Source organism: Agrobacterium rosae, assembly GCF_002915175.1.
GTDB classification, from domain to species: Bacteria; Pseudomonadota; Alphaproteobacteria; order Rhizobiales; family Rhizobiaceae; genus Agrobacterium; species Agrobacterium rosae.
On sequence record NZ_NXEJ01000002.1, the window covers coordinates 375,499 to 389,877 of the forward strand.

Annotated in this window: 18 protein-coding genes; 11 read left to right on the top strand and 7 right to left on the bottom strand. The window is 54.6% G+C overall.

The window, feature by feature from the left end; genetic code table 11:
• Window positions 1-133 precede the first annotated feature (133 nt).
• Window positions 134-784 carry a histidine phosphotransferase ChpT gene (gene chpT / locus CPJ18_RS04540; protein ID WP_103586787.1) on the top strand — a complete coding sequence of 217 codons (651 nt, stop codon included), beginning with the start codon at window positions 134-136 and terminating at the stop codon, window positions 782-784.
• A 59-nt stretch (window positions 785-843) separates the two neighbouring features.
• On the opposite strand, the gene CPJ18_RS04545 is transcribed toward chpT, so the two are convergent.
• On the bottom strand, window positions 844-1,353 hold the full coding sequence (locus CPJ18_RS04545; RefSeq protein WP_103657183.1) for a GNAT family N-acetyltransferase: 510 nt from the start codon (window positions 1,351-1,353) through the stop codon (window positions 844-846).
• 123 nt (window positions 1,354-1,476) lie between these two features.
• On the bottom strand, window positions 1,477-2,181 hold the full coding sequence (ctrA, locus tag CPJ18_RS04550; protein WP_006314973.1) for a response regulator transcription factor CtrA: 705 nt from the start codon (window positions 2,179-2,181) through the stop codon (window positions 1,477-1,479).
• Window positions 2,182-2,623: 442 nt separating this feature from the next.
• On the opposite strand from ctrA, the gene CPJ18_RS04555 reads away from it, so the two are divergent.
• Together CPJ18_RS04555 and CPJ18_RS04560 are read left to right on the top strand one after the other, a co-directional pair.
• Window positions 2,624-2,974, top strand: coding sequence for a flagellar export protein FliJ (locus CPJ18_RS04555; protein WP_067644494.1), 351 nt, complete (start codon window positions 2,624-2,626; stop codon window positions 2,972-2,974).
• A 239-nt stretch (window positions 2,975-3,213) separates the two neighbouring features.
• Window positions 3,214-3,633, top strand: a complete 420-nt coding sequence (locus CPJ18_RS04560; protein WP_103657184.1) for a GFA family protein — start codon at window positions 3,214-3,216, stop codon at window positions 3,631-3,633.
• On the opposite strand, the gene CPJ18_RS04565 is transcribed toward CPJ18_RS04560, so the two are convergent.
• The 4 genes from CPJ18_RS04565 to cysQ form a co-directional block, all read right to left on the bottom strand.
• Complete coding sequence (locus CPJ18_RS04565; protein ID WP_103657185.1) at window positions 3,634-3,915, bottom strand: GNAT family N-acetyltransferase; 282 nt, start codon at window positions 3,913-3,915, stop codon at window positions 3,634-3,636. It abuts the gene before it with no gap.
• A gap of 200 nt (window positions 3,916-4,115) precedes the next feature.
• Entirely contained in the window at window positions 4,116-4,391 is a 276-nt protein-coding gene (sciP, locus tag CPJ18_RS04570) for a CtrA inhibitor SciP (protein ID WP_027675777.1), read from the bottom strand.
• 324 nt (window positions 4,392-4,715) lie between these two features.
• Window positions 4,716-5,756 (bottom strand): DUF2793 domain-containing protein, encoded by a 1,041-nt coding sequence (locus tag CPJ18_RS04575; protein ID WP_103657186.1) that lies wholly within the window; start codon window positions 5,754-5,756, stop codon window positions 4,716-4,718.
• An 82-nt stretch (window positions 5,757-5,838) separates the two neighbouring features.
• Window positions 5,839-6,612: a 3'(2'),5'-bisphosphate nucleotidase CysQ gene (gene cysQ, locus CPJ18_RS04580; RefSeq protein WP_103657370.1), complete on the bottom strand. Its 774-nt coding sequence runs from the start codon at window positions 6,610-6,612 to the stop codon at window positions 5,839-5,841.
• A 357-nt stretch (window positions 6,613-6,969) separates the two neighbouring features.
• On the opposite strand from cysQ, the gene CPJ18_RS04585 reads away from it, so the two are divergent.
• From CPJ18_RS04585 to CPJ18_RS04615, 7 genes are all read left to right on the top strand, one after another.
• Window positions 6,970-7,872 (top strand): branched-chain amino acid ABC transporter permease, encoded by a 903-nt coding sequence (locus CPJ18_RS04585; RefSeq protein ID WP_077117938.1) that lies wholly within the window; start codon window positions 6,970-6,972, stop codon window positions 7,870-7,872.
• 4 nt (window positions 7,873-7,876) lie between these two features.
• Window positions 7,877-9,274: a high-affinity branched-chain amino acid ABC transporter permease LivM gene (gene livM / locus CPJ18_RS04590; protein ID WP_103657187.1), complete on the top strand. Its 1,398-nt coding sequence runs from the start codon at window positions 7,877-7,879 to the stop codon at window positions 9,272-9,274.
• A complete protein-coding gene (locus CPJ18_RS04595) occupies window positions 9,274-10,137 on the top strand; it encodes an ABC transporter ATP-binding protein (protein ID WP_103657188.1) in 864 nt (287 codons plus the stop codon). Before livM ends, CPJ18_RS04595 begins: the two co-directional genes overlap by 1 nt.
• A complete protein-coding gene (locus tag CPJ18_RS04600) occupies window positions 10,137-10,865 on the top strand; it encodes an ABC transporter ATP-binding protein (RefSeq protein ID WP_077104035.1) in 729 nt (242 codons plus the stop codon). Before CPJ18_RS04595 ends, CPJ18_RS04600 begins: the two co-directional genes overlap by 1 nt.
• Before the next feature lie 162 nt (window positions 10,866-11,027).
• Window positions 11,028-11,381, top strand: coding sequence for a DUF6867 family protein (locus CPJ18_RS04605; RefSeq protein WP_077117931.1), 354 nt, complete (start codon window positions 11,028-11,030; stop codon window positions 11,379-11,381).
• A 115-nt stretch (window positions 11,382-11,496) separates the two neighbouring features.
• Entirely contained in the window at window positions 11,497-12,615 is a 1,119-nt protein-coding gene (locus CPJ18_RS04610; RefSeq protein WP_103586800.1) for a branched-chain amino acid ABC transporter substrate-binding protein, read from the top strand.
• A gap of 141 nt (window positions 12,616-12,756) precedes the next feature.
• Window positions 12,757-13,473, top strand: coding sequence for a polysaccharide deacetylase family protein (locus CPJ18_RS04615; RefSeq protein WP_103657189.1), 717 nt, complete (start codon window positions 12,757-12,759; stop codon window positions 13,471-13,473).
• Window position 13,474: 1 nt separating this feature from the next.
• Here CPJ18_RS04615 and CPJ18_RS04620 read toward each other — a convergent pair whose 3' ends face one another.
• Window positions 13,475-14,017: an AAA family ATPase gene (locus CPJ18_RS04620; RefSeq protein WP_103586802.1), complete on the bottom strand. Its 543-nt coding sequence runs from the start codon at window positions 14,015-14,017 to the stop codon at window positions 13,475-13,477.
• A gap of 124 nt (window positions 14,018-14,141) precedes the next feature.
• Between CPJ18_RS04620 and CPJ18_RS04625 the strand changes: the two genes are divergently transcribed.
• Window positions 14,142-14,375 carry a hypothetical protein gene (locus CPJ18_RS04625; RefSeq protein ID WP_077104026.1) on the top strand — a complete coding sequence of 78 codons (234 nt, stop codon included), beginning with the start codon at window positions 14,142-14,144 and terminating at the stop codon, window positions 14,373-14,375.
• The last annotated feature ends 4 nt before the right edge of the window (window positions 14,376-14,379 follow it).

Here is a 14,379-nt window from a genome sequence, read left to right on the forward strand (position 1 = left end):
TCGTTCGTTTTGCCCTGTTAAGACATTTGGCATTTTGAAACCATGATATTAACAATCGGTTTACCAAATATGGTGTCATTATGGCTTAATAACTTCCACACGGTCCGCGCAGCCTTGCGCAGGAGAGAATTCTATGACGAGCAAACCCAACCTGACTCTATCAGGCCCCGATCTGGCGGCTCTTCTGTGCAGTCGCGTGTGCCACGATGTGATCTCGCCCGTGGGTGCCATCAACAACGGACTGGAGCTTCTGGATGAGGGCGGTTCCGACGCGGACGCACTTGATCTGATCCGCACCTCGGCCGTCAATGCGTCCGTCCGTCTGAAATTTGCCCGCCTGGCGTTCGGTGCGTCCGGTTCCGCCGGTGCGTCCATCGACACCGGTGAAGCCGAAAAGGCTGCCAAGGACTTTGCCGCAGCTGAAAAGAAGGCCGAAGTGACGTGGAACGGTGCCCGCGCCATCGTGCCCAAGAACCGCGTCAAAATGCTTCTCAACCTGTTTCTTGTGGCCTATAGCGCCATTCCACGCGGCGGTAACATTGATGTGACCGTGGAAAATCCAGAAACGGATGCCAAGTTCGAAATCACTGTGAAGGGTCGCATGATGCGCCTGCCGGCGAAGTTCGTGGCTTTATCTGAAGGCACGGAAGAAGAAGACGTCGATGCGCATTCCGTGCAGCCTTATTACACGCTGCTGATGGCCCAGGAGGCCGGAATGAAAATCGAGTACGTCGTTCACGAGGACCGTATCGTGTTTACGGCGAAAACCGTAGAAACTGCCTGATTCGAAAAAAAAGCATGTCGTAAATCGGGCTGCCTTTGGCGGCCCGTTTCTGCGTTGCTTTAAACGATCTGACGCCGAAGGACCTCGTTGAGATAAGCCTGATTCGCGATGCGAAATTGTGTCTGGCCGATGTTGTGGAAGTCGAGCGCCGAATAAAACGTCAGCGCCGCCGTATTTTCGGAATTCACCGTCAGCCAAACCGCATCCACTCCCAAATTCGCGCATTGGTGAAGACCCTCATTCAAAAGACCTTTTCCAACGCCTTTTCCGTGATGTCGTGGCTGGACATAGAGTGTTTTGATTTCCGTGGACGAGCCACCAGGCAGCGGTGCTGGACTGTCCAAGGAGAGACAAATGAAGCCATCGATGCCGTTCTCGTTTTCCGAGACGATGATGTGTTCGGCATCAGCAGCAATGATCGCTTCGAACTTGGCAGCGGTGAACTCGGTCAGCGCATAATCGGCGAAAAACCCGTTTACCCCATTGCGTAGATATGTCCCGACCCAAACCTCGATTGAAATGGCTGCAAGGCTTGAGGCGTCTGATGCTTTGGCATTTCTGAAAAACATTGATGCTATTCCGCGTAATTCCGCCCGCCAGATCTATAAGCCGCGAATTTTTCGTCTATAAAATACAAAAAAACCGCCGGATGAAGGGCGGTTTTTCTGTTTGCGGGCATGCTTGGGAGACTATCAGGCTGTTTCGAGGAATTCAGCCGCGCCATCGGGCTCGCGCAGAACGTAACCACGGCCCCAGACGGTTTCGATGTAGTTTGCGCCGCCTGCGGCATTTGCCAGCTTCTTGCGCAGTTTGCAGATGAAAACGTCGATGATCTTCAGTTCAGGCTCATCCATACCGCCATAGAGGTGGTTGAGGAACATTTCCTTGGTGAGCGTGGTGCCTTTACGGAGCGAAAGCAGCTCCAGCATCTGGTATTCCTTGCCGGTCAGGTGAACGCGCTGACCGCCAACTTCCACCGTCTTGGCATCCAGATTGACGATCAGTTCGCCAGTCGAGATGACCGATTGGGCGTGGCCCTTGGAACGGCGTACAATAGCGTGAATGCGAGCGACAAGTTCGTCCTTGTGGAACGGCTTTGTCATATAGTCGTCTGCGCCGAAGCCCAGTCCGCGTACCTTGTCTTCGATGCCGGCCATGCCAGAGAGAATCAAGATAGGTGTCTTGACCTTGGACAGGCGAAGCGTTCTCAGAACCTCGTAACCCGACATGTCGGGGAGGTTAAGGTCGAGAAGAATGATGTCGTAATCGTAGAGCTTTCCAAGGTCCACGCCTTCCTCACCGAGGTCGGTCGTATAGACGTTGAAACTTTCAGACTTCAACATCAGCTCAATGCTCTGAGCTGTTGCGCTGTCGTCTTCGATCAATAGAACCCGCATAATTATCCCCTTTGCCGCCGCGGAAGGTAAATGATTGCCCTTTGCGCGATGCGGATCCAGTCGTTGCCTGATTTGCAGGCTGCCACCAAATGGTTAACAAATTCTAATTACCTTTGGCAAGGTGTGTAGAATTTATTAAATACCGGCTCCAGTCTACTGTTATTCAACGCGAATCTGCATCACCAAACATGAATCATAACGTGAACAAATCCCGCTAAGTGACTCAATCGACTCTTACATTGTCGTGCCCGTTTTTTCGGACTTGGCGTTTACCGACCTTTAAATGATCTGCCTTATCATTAACGATGCCCGTAAACGAAAGGTTAACGACGCCATTTTTTTATTAACGTCGGGTAACTTTTCGGAATCATTCCGGCACATGCCGTAATGAAGGGTCGGTTCCAGTTATGACCGGGGTCTCGCTATCCACGGAGTATTGCGTATGAAGTCGCGTGACAGCCTAGTTCGCCTGAAGGAATTTCAGGTCAACGAAAAACGTCGTCAATTGCAGCAATTGCAATCAATGATGTCCGAATTCGAACGAATGGCCAAGGAGTTGGTCCATCAGATTTCTCTGGAGGAGAGCAAATCAGGGATTACAGATCCAACGCATTTCGCCTATCCGACCTTCGCGAAGGCCGCTCGCCAACGCGCGGATAATCTTCAGGTCTCCATTCGTGAACTGAAGATGCAGGAAGAAGCCGCAGAAACGGTTCTGGAAGAAGTTCAAGCAGAGTACGAGAGAGCAACTGCTCTGGAAAATCGCGACGTTGCGATTCGTGCCCGCGCCTGAGACGTAAAAGAAGAAACGAAACGTCCTCATTGACGGTGGCCAGTGGATCAGGAGGCTGCTTTCAATGGCGTGACGTCATGTCCTGTCGTCGGTAGCAAAATCACTCGAATTTGCCCGGCGCAAAATCGTTTTCTCTGTAATGACAAAAGCCGCTCGATTTTTCGGGCGGTTTTTTTGTGGTGTGATTTGCGACCGATGATCGGCTACAGGATGCAGAAAGAAACAAGGGCTGGAAATCGATGAGCGATGCGCCAAAACCAATCCGCGGCTCCTGCCTGTGCGGGCAAGTCAATTGGGAATTTCGCGGTGAGATCGCGGATGCCACGATCTGCAATTGCACGGCATGCCGACGTTACGGCGTCCTTTGGGCCTATGATTATGAAGGCCACGGCATTTCCGTGGACGATCCCAATGCGCAACTCGTCAGCTATCGGCGTGGATCGGAGGTTCTGACGTTCGATTTCTGCAAGACGTGCGGTAATCTGGTCTCATGGCGGCGAACGACTGCCGACGCGGATGGCAGGGTCAGGATGGCCGTCAATCTTCGGCTCGCCGAACCCTCTGACGTCGCGGGGATACCGATCGTGCGCTTCGAGGGCCTTCATAGTTTCAAGGATTTGCCGATGGACGGGCGTACCGTGGGTGATGTCTGGTTCTGATCAACCCGAAATCACGTCAGCCCATTCTGCATGTCTTAACGCCTGTGCCTTGAAGAACGGGCACAGCGGCACGATTTTCCAACCGCCTTTGCGAGCTTCCTCGACGGCATGAGCTGCCAGCGCCTGGCCGACACCTTTTCCGCGAAGTTCATCTGCCACGCCGGTGTGGTCGATGATGATGAGTTTTGGGGAGGCGCGGGAATAGGTCATTTCACCGACATGGCCATCAAGCGTTGCCGTGTACTGACCCTTCGACCCCGTCTCGGATGTGGAAATCTGCATGTCTCTCAACTCCGTTGACCCTGAGCTGAAGTTTACAGGCTTGATCGGAAAAGAAAATGCCGTCGATTGTGAACGGTGCGGGCACCGGACGAGTATGTTTTACCGAGCCAAAACAAATCAGCGCCACGCATTCCCCATCATATTGGAGAAAGGTGACGCTTGATTTTTGTCGTTGATTTCCCTTTTGGGGAAAGCGCAAACTAGTGGCGGTATTGCTGGATGCGCGTGGTGCGCAGACCGGCAAGGCCGTGGTCACTGATAGAAGACTGCCAGGAGAGGAACTCCTCCACTGTCAGCGTGTAACGTTCGCAGGCTTCCTCGAGGCTCAATAGTCCTCCTCGTACCGCGGCGACAACCTCTGCCTTTCGACGAATGACCCAGCGGCGCGTGTCCGCAGGGGGCAAATCGGCAATCGTCAGAGGGCTGCCATCGGGGCCGATGACATATTTAACTCGTGGGCGTATCATTTCGGTCATTGGACACTCTACACAAACTCAAGACCATATCTGATGCACTTTAGGGCGGTACCTTTAAAAATTACCTAAGCAACTTGTGAGGATTTGTTAAGAATTTGAATGGTTTCGCCTGATTTGTTCGAGCTTTGCTGGTTTCTTGTGCCAAAAAGAAAAAATCATTTTGTTATTTTTTGTGTCGATGGCTGCGATATGAAGTCATATCGGAACTCCATCATATCTGCGGGCAGTGGTTAGCCTGGCAGAATCCGCTCTATTCTGGCTTCAACGCCGTCGTGAAAGTAAAGTCCGCCTGCCGTCCGCTTTCGTAACGGCAGGCGTAATAGATTAGAGCATCGTCAGTGAGATTTCCGATTTTCCCGCGCCGTAGGCAAGCTGGCAGGTGCCGCCATGTGCCAGTGATATCCGGTCATTCGCTGTCAGCGGGACTATAAAGCTTGCAGATTGCACGCTGTTGGCAGCAGATGCGGTGCCGTTCAAGGCAAATGAACTTGACGTGCCATTGATCCTGATCGTGACCGTATGTCCCGAAGATGAGACGACGGCCAGCGACACGGTCATGACGTAGATACCGGTTGCCGGGACCCTCAATTCTTTCAGCGTATCGGTCACGACATTGCCGAGCGCAAAACCGCCTTGCTGAACGGGGAGGTCGGTAAAGCCTGAGACTGACCCCGCCGCATGCGAAATATTGCCTGCTACGCGACCGGCGCGCACGAGGGGACGGGCGGGCATCGAGACGTGCCCGGCACCGGAGATCGAAAGCGCAGTCGTCCACGTTGCGCCATCTGCCGTGGTCTTGATCGAAAAACTGTCGTTGCCGGCCAGCCCCATTTCCGCACGTCCGCTCCAGCCGGACTGGAACAGCAGCGACGCGGTATCCGTTGATGTCGCCTTGTTGACCTTTACCTGATGCCCACCGCCGGATGAGGCGTTGGTGAACAGGCTGGCTGCGGACGATACGGCCAGTCGATTGGCCGCATCTGCGGTGGCGTTTACACCGAGCTGGAGGAAGCTGGCGCTTTCAGGCAGTGGAATGTCTCGCCAGCTCCCATTTTGCAGTGCGCGTGCGCGTCCGCTTTCCACAAACCAGGCCTGCCATCCTTCTCGCGGAGACAGGTAGATCCAGGCGTCATCCTGCCGGAATGCCAGTTGCCCTGTTTTATCAGACCATTCGCCGGTGGCTGTTGCAGCAATCAGAAAGCAGTCGCCCTCTTTCGGCGTGCCGGGAGGTGCGCCGATCTCGCTGTGGATGACCAGTTGGGTGATCGCATCCAGCCGTTGCAGGGCTTCATTGTGGGTCACGTGCTTCTGTGCCTGGGACGGCAGAATATAGGGCAGTTCAAGTCGTGTCGTCTGTTGCGTCATGGTTCAATCTCCGTTGCGCTGGAGATTGTGCGGCCACGCGATCGTTCGTGGAGAAAAATGCGAAATTATTTTTTGAGCGGCTTCAAGGTGCGGCACCCCAGGCAATGAAGTCCGGGTTGGCAAGACCGTCTTCGTCGCCATCCTCAAGCTCGTAGCGCAGGGGTAGGCCAGACATATCCAATGTTATGCCGCCCGCCGCTCTCAAAACGGCATCGCCCGCTGCGGTATCCCACATCATGGTACGGCTGAAGCGCGGATAGACGTCTGCCGCGCCTTCGGCCAGCATGCAGAATTTCAAGGAAGAGCCTATGGATATGCTGTCGATCAAACCATGTGCGGCAACGAAGGCTTCCGTCTTGGGCGTACAGTGGGAGCGGCTGATGACGGCAATGGGAATGGTCGGCTTGGCGCGGCAACGAACCTTGCGCACGTCGGTCTGCTCGAATTCATCGGAAATATGAACCTTGCAGGCGACATTCCCGTCTCCTGTCCACAGCACTTTTAACGCCGGTGCGTAGACAACGCCGAGCACGGGAGTGCCATCGCGAACCAGCGCGATATTGACGGTGAAGTCCTGTTTTCCGGAAATGAACTCCTTTGTACCGTCCAGCGGATCGACCAGGAAAAACTCATCTCCGGTATTCGGGACGATGCCGTTGGCGGCAGCTTCTTCGGCGATGACCGGGATGTGAGGAAAGTGTAGCGCAAGCGCGTCCAGGATGACGTCTTCTGCTCTCTGATCGGCTTCTGTCACGGGTGAGCAATCGTTCTTGTAGGTAACATGCGGTCCGGCAGCATGCACTGACATGATCTCTTTGCCCGCTTTCAATGTGGCCGCTATTAATATTTCGAGCATCGACGTCCCTTTGCCGGTTGCCAGAGGCATCCTCCAGCAAAGACGACATAAGCTTTCACGGCTTGATTTACAACGCAATCGGATCGTTGCTCATGATCCCCAAGAGCGGGCGAATCTCTTCATCGGTCTGAAGCCAAGCCGTTTTTTATGGCACCTCGTGCCGAAAATATGATCGTTGTGATCTGTCAGGCAGCATTGCATGGGGAAATTTCAAATATTGAGACAAATGACTCCTTTTTGACTTCACATTTCTTCCGAACGCGATATGGGTTTTGGGTAAGGGGGACAAAAAATGCAGCCCCCGGAAGCAACATAAACGAGACCTGTTCCGTTCGAGGGTGGGTCCGGGGGAAAAATATGGAGTACTTCTTCCAGCAGCTCATCAACGGGCTGACTCTTGGGTCGATCTATGGACTCATCGCTATTGGCTATACGATGGTTTATGGCATTGTCGGCATGATCAACTTCGCCCATGGCGATATTTTCATGCTTGGCGGCTTTGCGGCGTTGATCGTTTTTCTGATTCTCACCTCCTTTTTCGCTGGTATCCCCGTCGTCATTCTTCTTCTGGTGATGATGGTCGTGGCGATGTTGATGACCGGCCTGTGGAACTGGGCAATCGAGCGTGTGGCCTATCGCCCGCTTCGTGGCTCGTTCCGTCTCGCGCCGTTGATCACGGCCATCGGAATGTCGATTGCATTGTCCAACTTCATTCAGGTTACGCAAGGCCCGCGCAACAAGCCGATCCCATCGCTGGTCACGGACGTCTATCATTTCGGTGCCATTACCATTTCGCTGAAGCAACTCGTTATCGTGGCAATTACCTCGGTTCTGCTGCTCGCCTTCTGGTATATCGTCAACAAGACGCCGCTTGGCCGTGCGCAGCGCGCCACCGAGCAGGATCGCAAGATGGCAGCCCTTCTGGGTGTGGATGTTGACCGCACGATTTCGATCACCTTCGTCATGGGTGCCGCACTCGCTGCCGTCGCTGGCACGATGTATCTGATGTATTACGGTGTGGCGTCCTTCAACGACGGCTTCATTCCAGGCGTCAAGGCGTTCACGGCAGCTGTTCTTGGCGGCATCGGCTCGCTACCGGGTGCCGTGCTGGGCGGCTTGCTCATCGGTCTCATCGAGAGCCTCTGGTCTGCCTATTTCTCCATCGCTTACAAGGACGTCGCCGCATTCGGTATCCTTGCATTCGTTCTGATTTTCAAGCCGACTGGTATTCTGGGCCGTCCGGAAGTCGAGAAGGTTTAAGATCATGGCAAATATCACTTCCGAAAAAGCAACCTCCGGCCAGAGCCTTATGGCTCAGGCCCTGAAGGAAGGCTTGCTGGCAGGTGTCGTCTCGCTGGGAATGTTCGTTCTTTACGTCGGCATTGTCACCTATCAGGACATCAACAACCAGTTGATCTGGGGTACGCGCTGGGGTCTTCTCGCCATCTTCGTCGCCATTGCAGCCGTTGGCCGTTTCCTCGTCGTCGGCTTCATCAAGCCGCATCTGGACAGCCGCAAATTGGCAAAGGCCAAGTCCGGAATTCTGGAAGTTTCCGACGAGAAAGGTTTCCTGCGCAAGCACTTCCTCAAGATCGCGCTGGTGTTCCTGCTGATTTATCCTGCGATTGCCGTCGGTATTTTTGGTTTCCAGGGTTCCCTGAAGCTCGTCGATAACTTCGGCATCCAGATTCTGATCTATGTCATGCTGGCATGGGGTCTCAACATCGTGGTTGGCCTCGCTGGCCTGCTCGATCTGGGTTACGTCGCCTTCTACGCGGTCGGCGCTTATTCTTACGCCCTGCTATCCAGTCACTTTGGATTGTCGTTCTGGGTTCTTCTGCCGATGGCCGGAGTTCTGGCGGCGTTCTGGGGCATTATCCTGGGCTTTCCGGTGCTGCGCCTGCGCGGCGACTACCTTGCCATCGTTACGCTGGCCTTCGGTGAAATCATCCGGCTTGTGCTGCTCAACTGGACGGAAGTTACCAAGGGAACATTCGGTATTTCGGGCATCGCCAAGGCATCCGTCTTCGGCATCTGGTCTTTCGATGTCGGCGCGCCCAACAACTTTGCCAAGACATTCGGCCTGACGATGTCATCGTCCTACTACAAGATCTTCCTATTCTACGTCATTCTGTTGCTGTGCATGCTGACGGCTTACGTCACGATCAAGCTGCGCCGCATGCCGATCGGTCGCGCATGGGAAGCCTTGCGTGAAGACGAAATCGCCTGCCGCTCGCTCGGCATCGATACCGTCAAGACCAAGCTGACTGCCTTTGCGACCGGTGCCATGTTCGGCGGTTTTGCTGGCTCGTTCTTTGCGGCGCGCCAGGGTTTCGTCTCGCCGGAAAGCTTTGTCTTCCTGGAATCGGCGGTCATTCTCGCCATCGTCGTTCTCGGTGGTATGGGCTCGCTGACGGGGATCGCGATTGCGGCTGTTGTCATGGTGGGTGGCACAGAACTGCTGCGCGAAATGGAATTCCTCAAGCACATCTTCGGTCCTGACTTCACACCGGAACTTTACCGTATGCTGCTGTTCGGTCTGGCGATGATCATCGTCATGCTGTTCAAACCCCGCGGTTTTGTAGGCTCTCGTGAACCCACGGCCTTCCTGAAAGAGCGCAAGTCCGTCTCCGGCAGCTTCACCAAGGAAGGTCACGGCTGATGGCTTCCGGAAACATTGACATGACACAAGATACGATCCTGAAAGTCGAACACCTGTCCATGAAGTTCGGCGGCCTTATGGCCATCAACGACTTCTCCTTCGAGGCCAAGCGCGGTGAGATCACAGCTCTGATCGGCCCGAATGGCGCGGGCAAGACGACCGTCTTCAACTGCATCACCGGCTTCTACAAGCCGACGATGGGCATGATCACCATGCGTCGGAAAACCGGTGAGGAGCATCTCCTCGAGCGGTTGCCGGATTTCGAGATCACCAAGAAAGCCAAGGTGGCGCGCACCTTCCAGAATATCCGGCTTTTCTCAGGTCTGACGGTGCTGGAAAACCTGCTGGTCGCCCAGCACAACGCGCTGATGAAGGCGTCGGGCTACACCATCCTTGGTCTTCTGGGTCTGCCGACCTATAGCAAGGCTGCAGCAGCGGCGATCGACAAGGCCAAATATTGGCTGGACAAGGCCGATCTGACGGATCGTGCGGACGATCCTGCTGGCGATCTTCCCTATGGCGCGCAGCGCCGTCTGGAAATTGCGCGTGCCATGTGCACGGAGCCGGAACTCCTGTGCCTCGATGAACCGGCGGCCGGTCTCAATCCGAAGGAATCGCTGGCGCTCAACAACCTGTTGCGCGGCATCCGAGCCGAGGGCACGTCCTTGCTCCTCATCGAGCATGACATGTCTGTGGTGATGGAGATTTCCGATCACGTCGTGGTTCTCGAATATGGTCAGAAGATTTCCGATGGTACGCCAGATCATGTGAAGAACGACCCGAAGGTCATCGCCGCCTATCTGGGTGTCGAGGATGATGAAGTGGAAGAAGTGATTGCAGAAGAACTTGGGGGAACGCTTTGATGTCCGTTGAACCCCTTCTCAAAGTCCAGAACGTCGAAACCTATTATGGAAACATTCGCGCCCTTGCTGGCGTCGATGTGGAAGTCAACAAGGGCGAAATCGTCAGCCTGATTGGTGCTAACGGTGCCGGCAAGTCGACGCTGATGATGACGATCTGCGGCAGTCCGCAGGCGCGCACAGGCTCGGTGATATTCGACGGTGAAGATATCACCCAGATCCCAACGCATCTGATTGCCCGCAGGCGCATCGCTCAGTCGCCTGAGGGGCGTCGTATCTTTCCGCGCATGACCGTGCTGGAAAATCTCCAGATGGGCGCAAATCTCGATAACCTCAAATATTTCAAAGAGGACGTTGAGAAGATTTTCGTGATGTTCCCGCGTCTGAAGGAACGTCAGAGCCAGCGCGGCGGTACGCTTTCGGGTGGTGAGCAGCAGATGCTGTCCATCGGGCGTGCGTTGATGTCCCGCCCCAAATTGCTTTTGCTGGATGAGCCGTCGCTCGGCCTCGCACCCTTGATCGTCAAGGGTATCTTCGAGGCGATCAAGACACTCAATAAGGAAGAAGGGCTCACCGTCTTTCTGGTGGAGCAGAACGCGTTTGCGGCCTTGAAACTGTCTGATCGGGCTTACGTCATGGTCAACGGCAAGGTCACGATGAGCGGGTCCGGCAAGGAACTTCTGGCAAATCCGGAAGTGCGCGCAGCCTATCTCGAAGGCGGTCGTCACTGATTTTATGTCTGCGCCTGTGTTTGCGGGCGCAGATCATCGGCAAATACCCCGTTGGGCTTTGTCGATCACAGATAACAATAAAGCCTTCCGATAAACGGTGGGCGCAATACTAAAAGGCATGCTCTGCGGCGAAACCGCTTCGGGGCACGGATGGGGAAAAAGATGCAGGGACTTTTTTTCGAAAGTGACATCGGTGTGCGGTACGTTCTACGCGTTCTGGTCGTCATTCTTGGGTTCTGGACGGCGTGGCGGGCTGGCAAGTCCGTGGCGGATGGCTGGGGCGACTATCCAATGGTCGTCGTTTACACGCTGCTTTTGGGCGTCGTGATGCGCTTTCTGCACTATTCGCTGTTTGCAGGGCCGATGCTCAACGGCTTTTATTATCTGATCGATGTCGTTCTGTTGCTCGCTTTTGCGACAGTTGGTTTCCGCATGCGGCGGACCAGTCAGATGGTCGATAACTACTATTGGCTGTATGAGCGAACTTCATCCTTTTCTTATAAGAAGAAAGATTGACAGCGGCGTTTTTCTGAATTCAGAATGCCCGCAAGAGTGGAACAGCCTGAGCAGTTAAGGTGGGTGCTGAGCAGGCATGGATAAACAACCCAACCATGGAACTGGGAGTAATATAATGAAGAAGTCTCTTCTTTCCGCAGTTGCGCTGACCGCAATGGTCGCCTTCAGTGGTTCTGCCTGGGCTGACATTCTCGTCGGCGTCGGCGGCCCTCTGACAGGCCCGAATGCGGCTTTTGGTGCACAGCTCCAGAAGGGTGCTGAGCAGGCTGCGGCAGATATCAATGCTGCCGGTGGGATTAACGGCGAAAAGATCAAGATCGTGCTTGGCGACGACGTTTCCGACCCGAAGCAGGGCATCTCGGTTGCCAACAAGTTCGTTGCTGATGGCGTCAAGTTCGTTGTCGGTCACTTCAACTCCGGCGTTTCGATCCCGGCGTCTGAAGTCTATGCAGAAAACGGCATCCTCGAAATCACGCCTGCTGCGACTAATCCTGTTTTCACGGAACGCGGTCTGTGGAACACGTTCCGTACCTGCGGTCGTGACGACCAGCAGGGTGGTATCGCCGGCAAGTATCTGGCTGATCACTACAAGGACGCAAAAGTCGCCATCATTCACGACAAGACACCTTACGGTCAGGGTCTTGCCGATGAAACCAAAAAAGCAGCCAACGCTGCTGGCGTCAAAGAAGCCATCTATGAAGGCGTAAACGTTGGCGACAAGGACTTCTCGGCCCTCATCGCCAAGATGAAGGAAGCTGGCGTTACGGTTATCTATTGGGGTGGTCTTCACACCGAAGCCGGTCTCATCATCCGCCAGGCTGCCGATCAGGGTCTGAAAGCCAAGCTCGTTTCCGGTGACGGCATCGTCTCCAACGAACTGGCCTCCATCGCTGGCGACGCCGTTGAAGGTACGCTGAACACGTTCGGTCCTGATCCAACCATCAACCCTGCCAACAAGGACCTTGTTGCCAAGTTCAAGGCTGCTGGCTTCAACCCTGAAGCTTACACGCTGTATTCCTACGCCGCTCTGCAGACGATTGCTGCTGCTGCCAAGGACGCTGGCTCGCTTGATGCAGAAGCCGTTGCTGCTGCCATGAAGAAGGGTAAGTTCTCCACCGTTCTCGGCGAACTTTCCTTCGACGAAAAGGGTGACCCGAAGCTTCCAGGCTACGTCATGTACGAGTGGAAGAAGGGCCCAGACGGCAAGTATAGCTACTTCCAGCAGGGCACCTGAGCCTTATCGACCTAATACCAGAAAGCCCGGCAGAGATGCCGGGCTTTTTCGTTTAGGGCGTATTCCGGTTGGCATTGCCATAATGGAGCCAACAAAGCGGGAAACAACAACGTCGCGCAAAAATTGCAAACAGAGGTAGCAATGGTGGTTCGGCGGTTTATTCCTGTTTTCCTCTTTCTCGTTGCCCTCGTCGGTGTCTTGATCGGTGTGCACCTTTTGAGCAAATCCCGCACCACGCAATTGTTCGGCGACATCGTCGCGAGGGTCGAAACCAACAAGCCGATTGTGGCGCTGACCTTTGATGACGGCCCGTCGCCGCGCTTTACGCAGGATGTCTTGACCATTCTCAGGGATCGCAATGTCACCGCGACGCTCTTCTTGACTGGTAAAGAAATAGAGGAAAATCTACCGCTGGCGCGATTGATCATGGCGGCAGGTCATGAGATCGGCAATCACTCCTATTCGCATTCCAACATGACGTGGATGGGATCGACGCGAGTGAAGGAAGAGATCGAGCGCACGGATGTGGCGATACGGGCTGCGGGATATCAGGGCGAAATCCTGTTTCGTCCACCCTATGGCAAGAAGCTCGTGACACTTCCATGGTATCTCTCGCAGCACGGTCGAAAAACCATCATGTGGGATGTCGAGCCGGAATCATTTCCTGAAGTGGCCGATAGTGCCGATGCGATGACACGCCATGTCCTCGATAACGCCAAAAACGGATCGATCATCATCCTGCATGTCATGTATCGCAGCCGTGAAGTGTCGCGCCAGGCTCTGCCGCAGATTATCGATGGCCTGCGTCAACGCGGCTTCGAATTCGTCACCGTGTCACAGCTCATCCAGAACCAGTAGTTCAGCCGAGGCGGTTCAAAACGAAATCGGCGCGTGCACTGACACTCAGTTTCGGCAGTACGACGACTTCGTAGTCAAGATCAGCATAATCGCGAAGCAAGCGTTCATACTCATCGACAGCTGCCGCGAAATCATGCTGACGCTCCCCATCCGTTACGTAGATTTCTGGCCACGGCGGCGTCAGGAAGACGAGGGAATTGTAGCGGTGGAGGTGTTTCAGATCGTGCAGGAAACCATCGCCACAAACCTGATGAAGCGCAGAGGCCGCATCGATCAACCCTCGATCAAAGAACACCCAATCTTTCTCTGGTGCATCATCCCGATCACCCAATGCCATCGCGGCGGCACGTCGGGCGAATGCCTCCATGTCGACCCACGGGAGGGCCGTTCCCTTGCTCTGCATTTCCTGGCCAACGATACGGCGGCCGGGTTCTTCGACGGTGGCGTAACCGCGTCTGGCAAGTTCGTCCAGCAGAGTGGATTTGCCGCCACCCGAGCAGCCGGAGAGGACGATCAGATTATTCGTGTCTTTTCTAATATTCATTCATCTATGTCGCTGGAAGATTTACGCTTTTTGGAATGAGCAACATTACGCAGGTTTAATGTTTTTCGCTGGAACCGCTGACGTGATCGAACGTTTGTTCGCAACATAACAATGAGGTCTCGCCATGAAAATACTTCTCATTTCGTCTTTGATCGCAGTTTCGTCTGTTTTCACCTTCGCCGCTCCTTCTTTTGCCCAAGGTGTGACAGTCACGACGACCGAACGCGTCGTTCGCCAGCCAGTGCGTGAAGAATACCGTCCGCGCCATCACCGCCCAGCACGCGATTGTTTCGTCAAGAAAGTGCGCACCAACCATCACGGCCGCGTTGTTATCAAAGAAACCCGCGTCTGCCGTTAATCGG

What these genes read in the sequence shown, in the direction of transcription:
- chpT (WP_103586787.1), top strand. Translation starts at nt 134, where the DNA reads ATGACGAGCAAACCCAACCTGACTCTATCAGGCCCCGATCTGGCGGCT.
- CPJ18_RS04545 (WP_103657183.1), bottom strand. Translation starts at nt 1,353, where the DNA reads ATGTTTTTCAGAAATGCCAAAGCATCAGACGCCTCAAGCCTTGCAGCC.
- ctrA (WP_006314973.1), bottom strand. Translation starts at nt 2,181, where the DNA reads ATGCGGGTTCTATTGATCGAAGACGACAGCGCAACAGCTCAGAGCATT.
- CPJ18_RS04555 (WP_067644494.1), top strand. Translation starts at nt 2,624, where the DNA reads ATGAAGTCGCGTGACAGCCTAGTTCGCCTGAAGGAATTTCAGGTCAAC.
- CPJ18_RS04560 (WP_103657184.1), top strand. Translation starts at nt 3,214, where the DNA reads ATGAGCGATGCGCCAAAACCAATCCGCGGCTCCTGCCTGTGCGGGCAA.
- CPJ18_RS04565 (WP_103657185.1), bottom strand. Translation starts at nt 3,915, where the DNA reads ATGCAGATTTCCACATCCGAGACGGGGTCGAAGGGTCAGTACACGGCA.
- sciP (WP_027675777.1), bottom strand. Translation starts at nt 4,391, where the DNA reads ATGACCGAAATGATACGCCCACGAGTTAAATATGTCATCGGCCCCGAT.
- CPJ18_RS04575 (WP_103657186.1), bottom strand. Translation starts at nt 5,756, where the DNA reads ATGACGCAACAGACGACACGACTTGAACTGCCCTATATTCTGCCGTCC.
- cysQ (WP_103657370.1), bottom strand. Translation starts at nt 6,612, where the DNA reads ATGCTCGAAATATTAATAGCGGCCACATTGAAAGCGGGCAAAGAGATC.
- CPJ18_RS04585 (WP_077117938.1), top strand. Translation starts at nt 6,970, where the DNA reads ATGGAGTACTTCTTCCAGCAGCTCATCAACGGGCTGACTCTTGGGTCG.
- livM (WP_103657187.1), top strand. Translation starts at nt 7,877, where the DNA reads ATGGCAAATATCACTTCCGAAAAAGCAACCTCCGGCCAGAGCCTTATG.
- CPJ18_RS04595 (WP_103657188.1), top strand. Translation starts at nt 9,274, where the DNA reads ATGGCTTCCGGAAACATTGACATGACACAAGATACGATCCTGAAAGTC.
- CPJ18_RS04600 (WP_077104035.1), top strand. Translation starts at nt 10,137, where the DNA reads ATGTCCGTTGAACCCCTTCTCAAAGTCCAGAACGTCGAAACCTATTAT.
- CPJ18_RS04605 (WP_077117931.1), top strand. Translation starts at nt 11,028, where the DNA reads ATGCAGGGACTTTTTTTCGAAAGTGACATCGGTGTGCGGTACGTTCTA.
- CPJ18_RS04610 (WP_103586800.1), top strand. Translation starts at nt 11,497, where the DNA reads ATGAAGAAGTCTCTTCTTTCCGCAGTTGCGCTGACCGCAATGGTCGCC.
- CPJ18_RS04615 (WP_103657189.1), top strand. Translation starts at nt 12,757, where the DNA reads ATGGTGGTTCGGCGGTTTATTCCTGTTTTCCTCTTTCTCGTTGCCCTC.
- CPJ18_RS04620 (WP_103586802.1), bottom strand. Translation starts at nt 14,017, where the DNA reads ATGAATATTAGAAAAGACACGAATAATCTGATCGTCCTCTCCGGCTGC.
- CPJ18_RS04625 (WP_077104026.1), top strand. Translation starts at nt 14,142, where the DNA reads ATGAAAATACTTCTCATTTCGTCTTTGATCGCAGTTTCGTCTGTTTTC.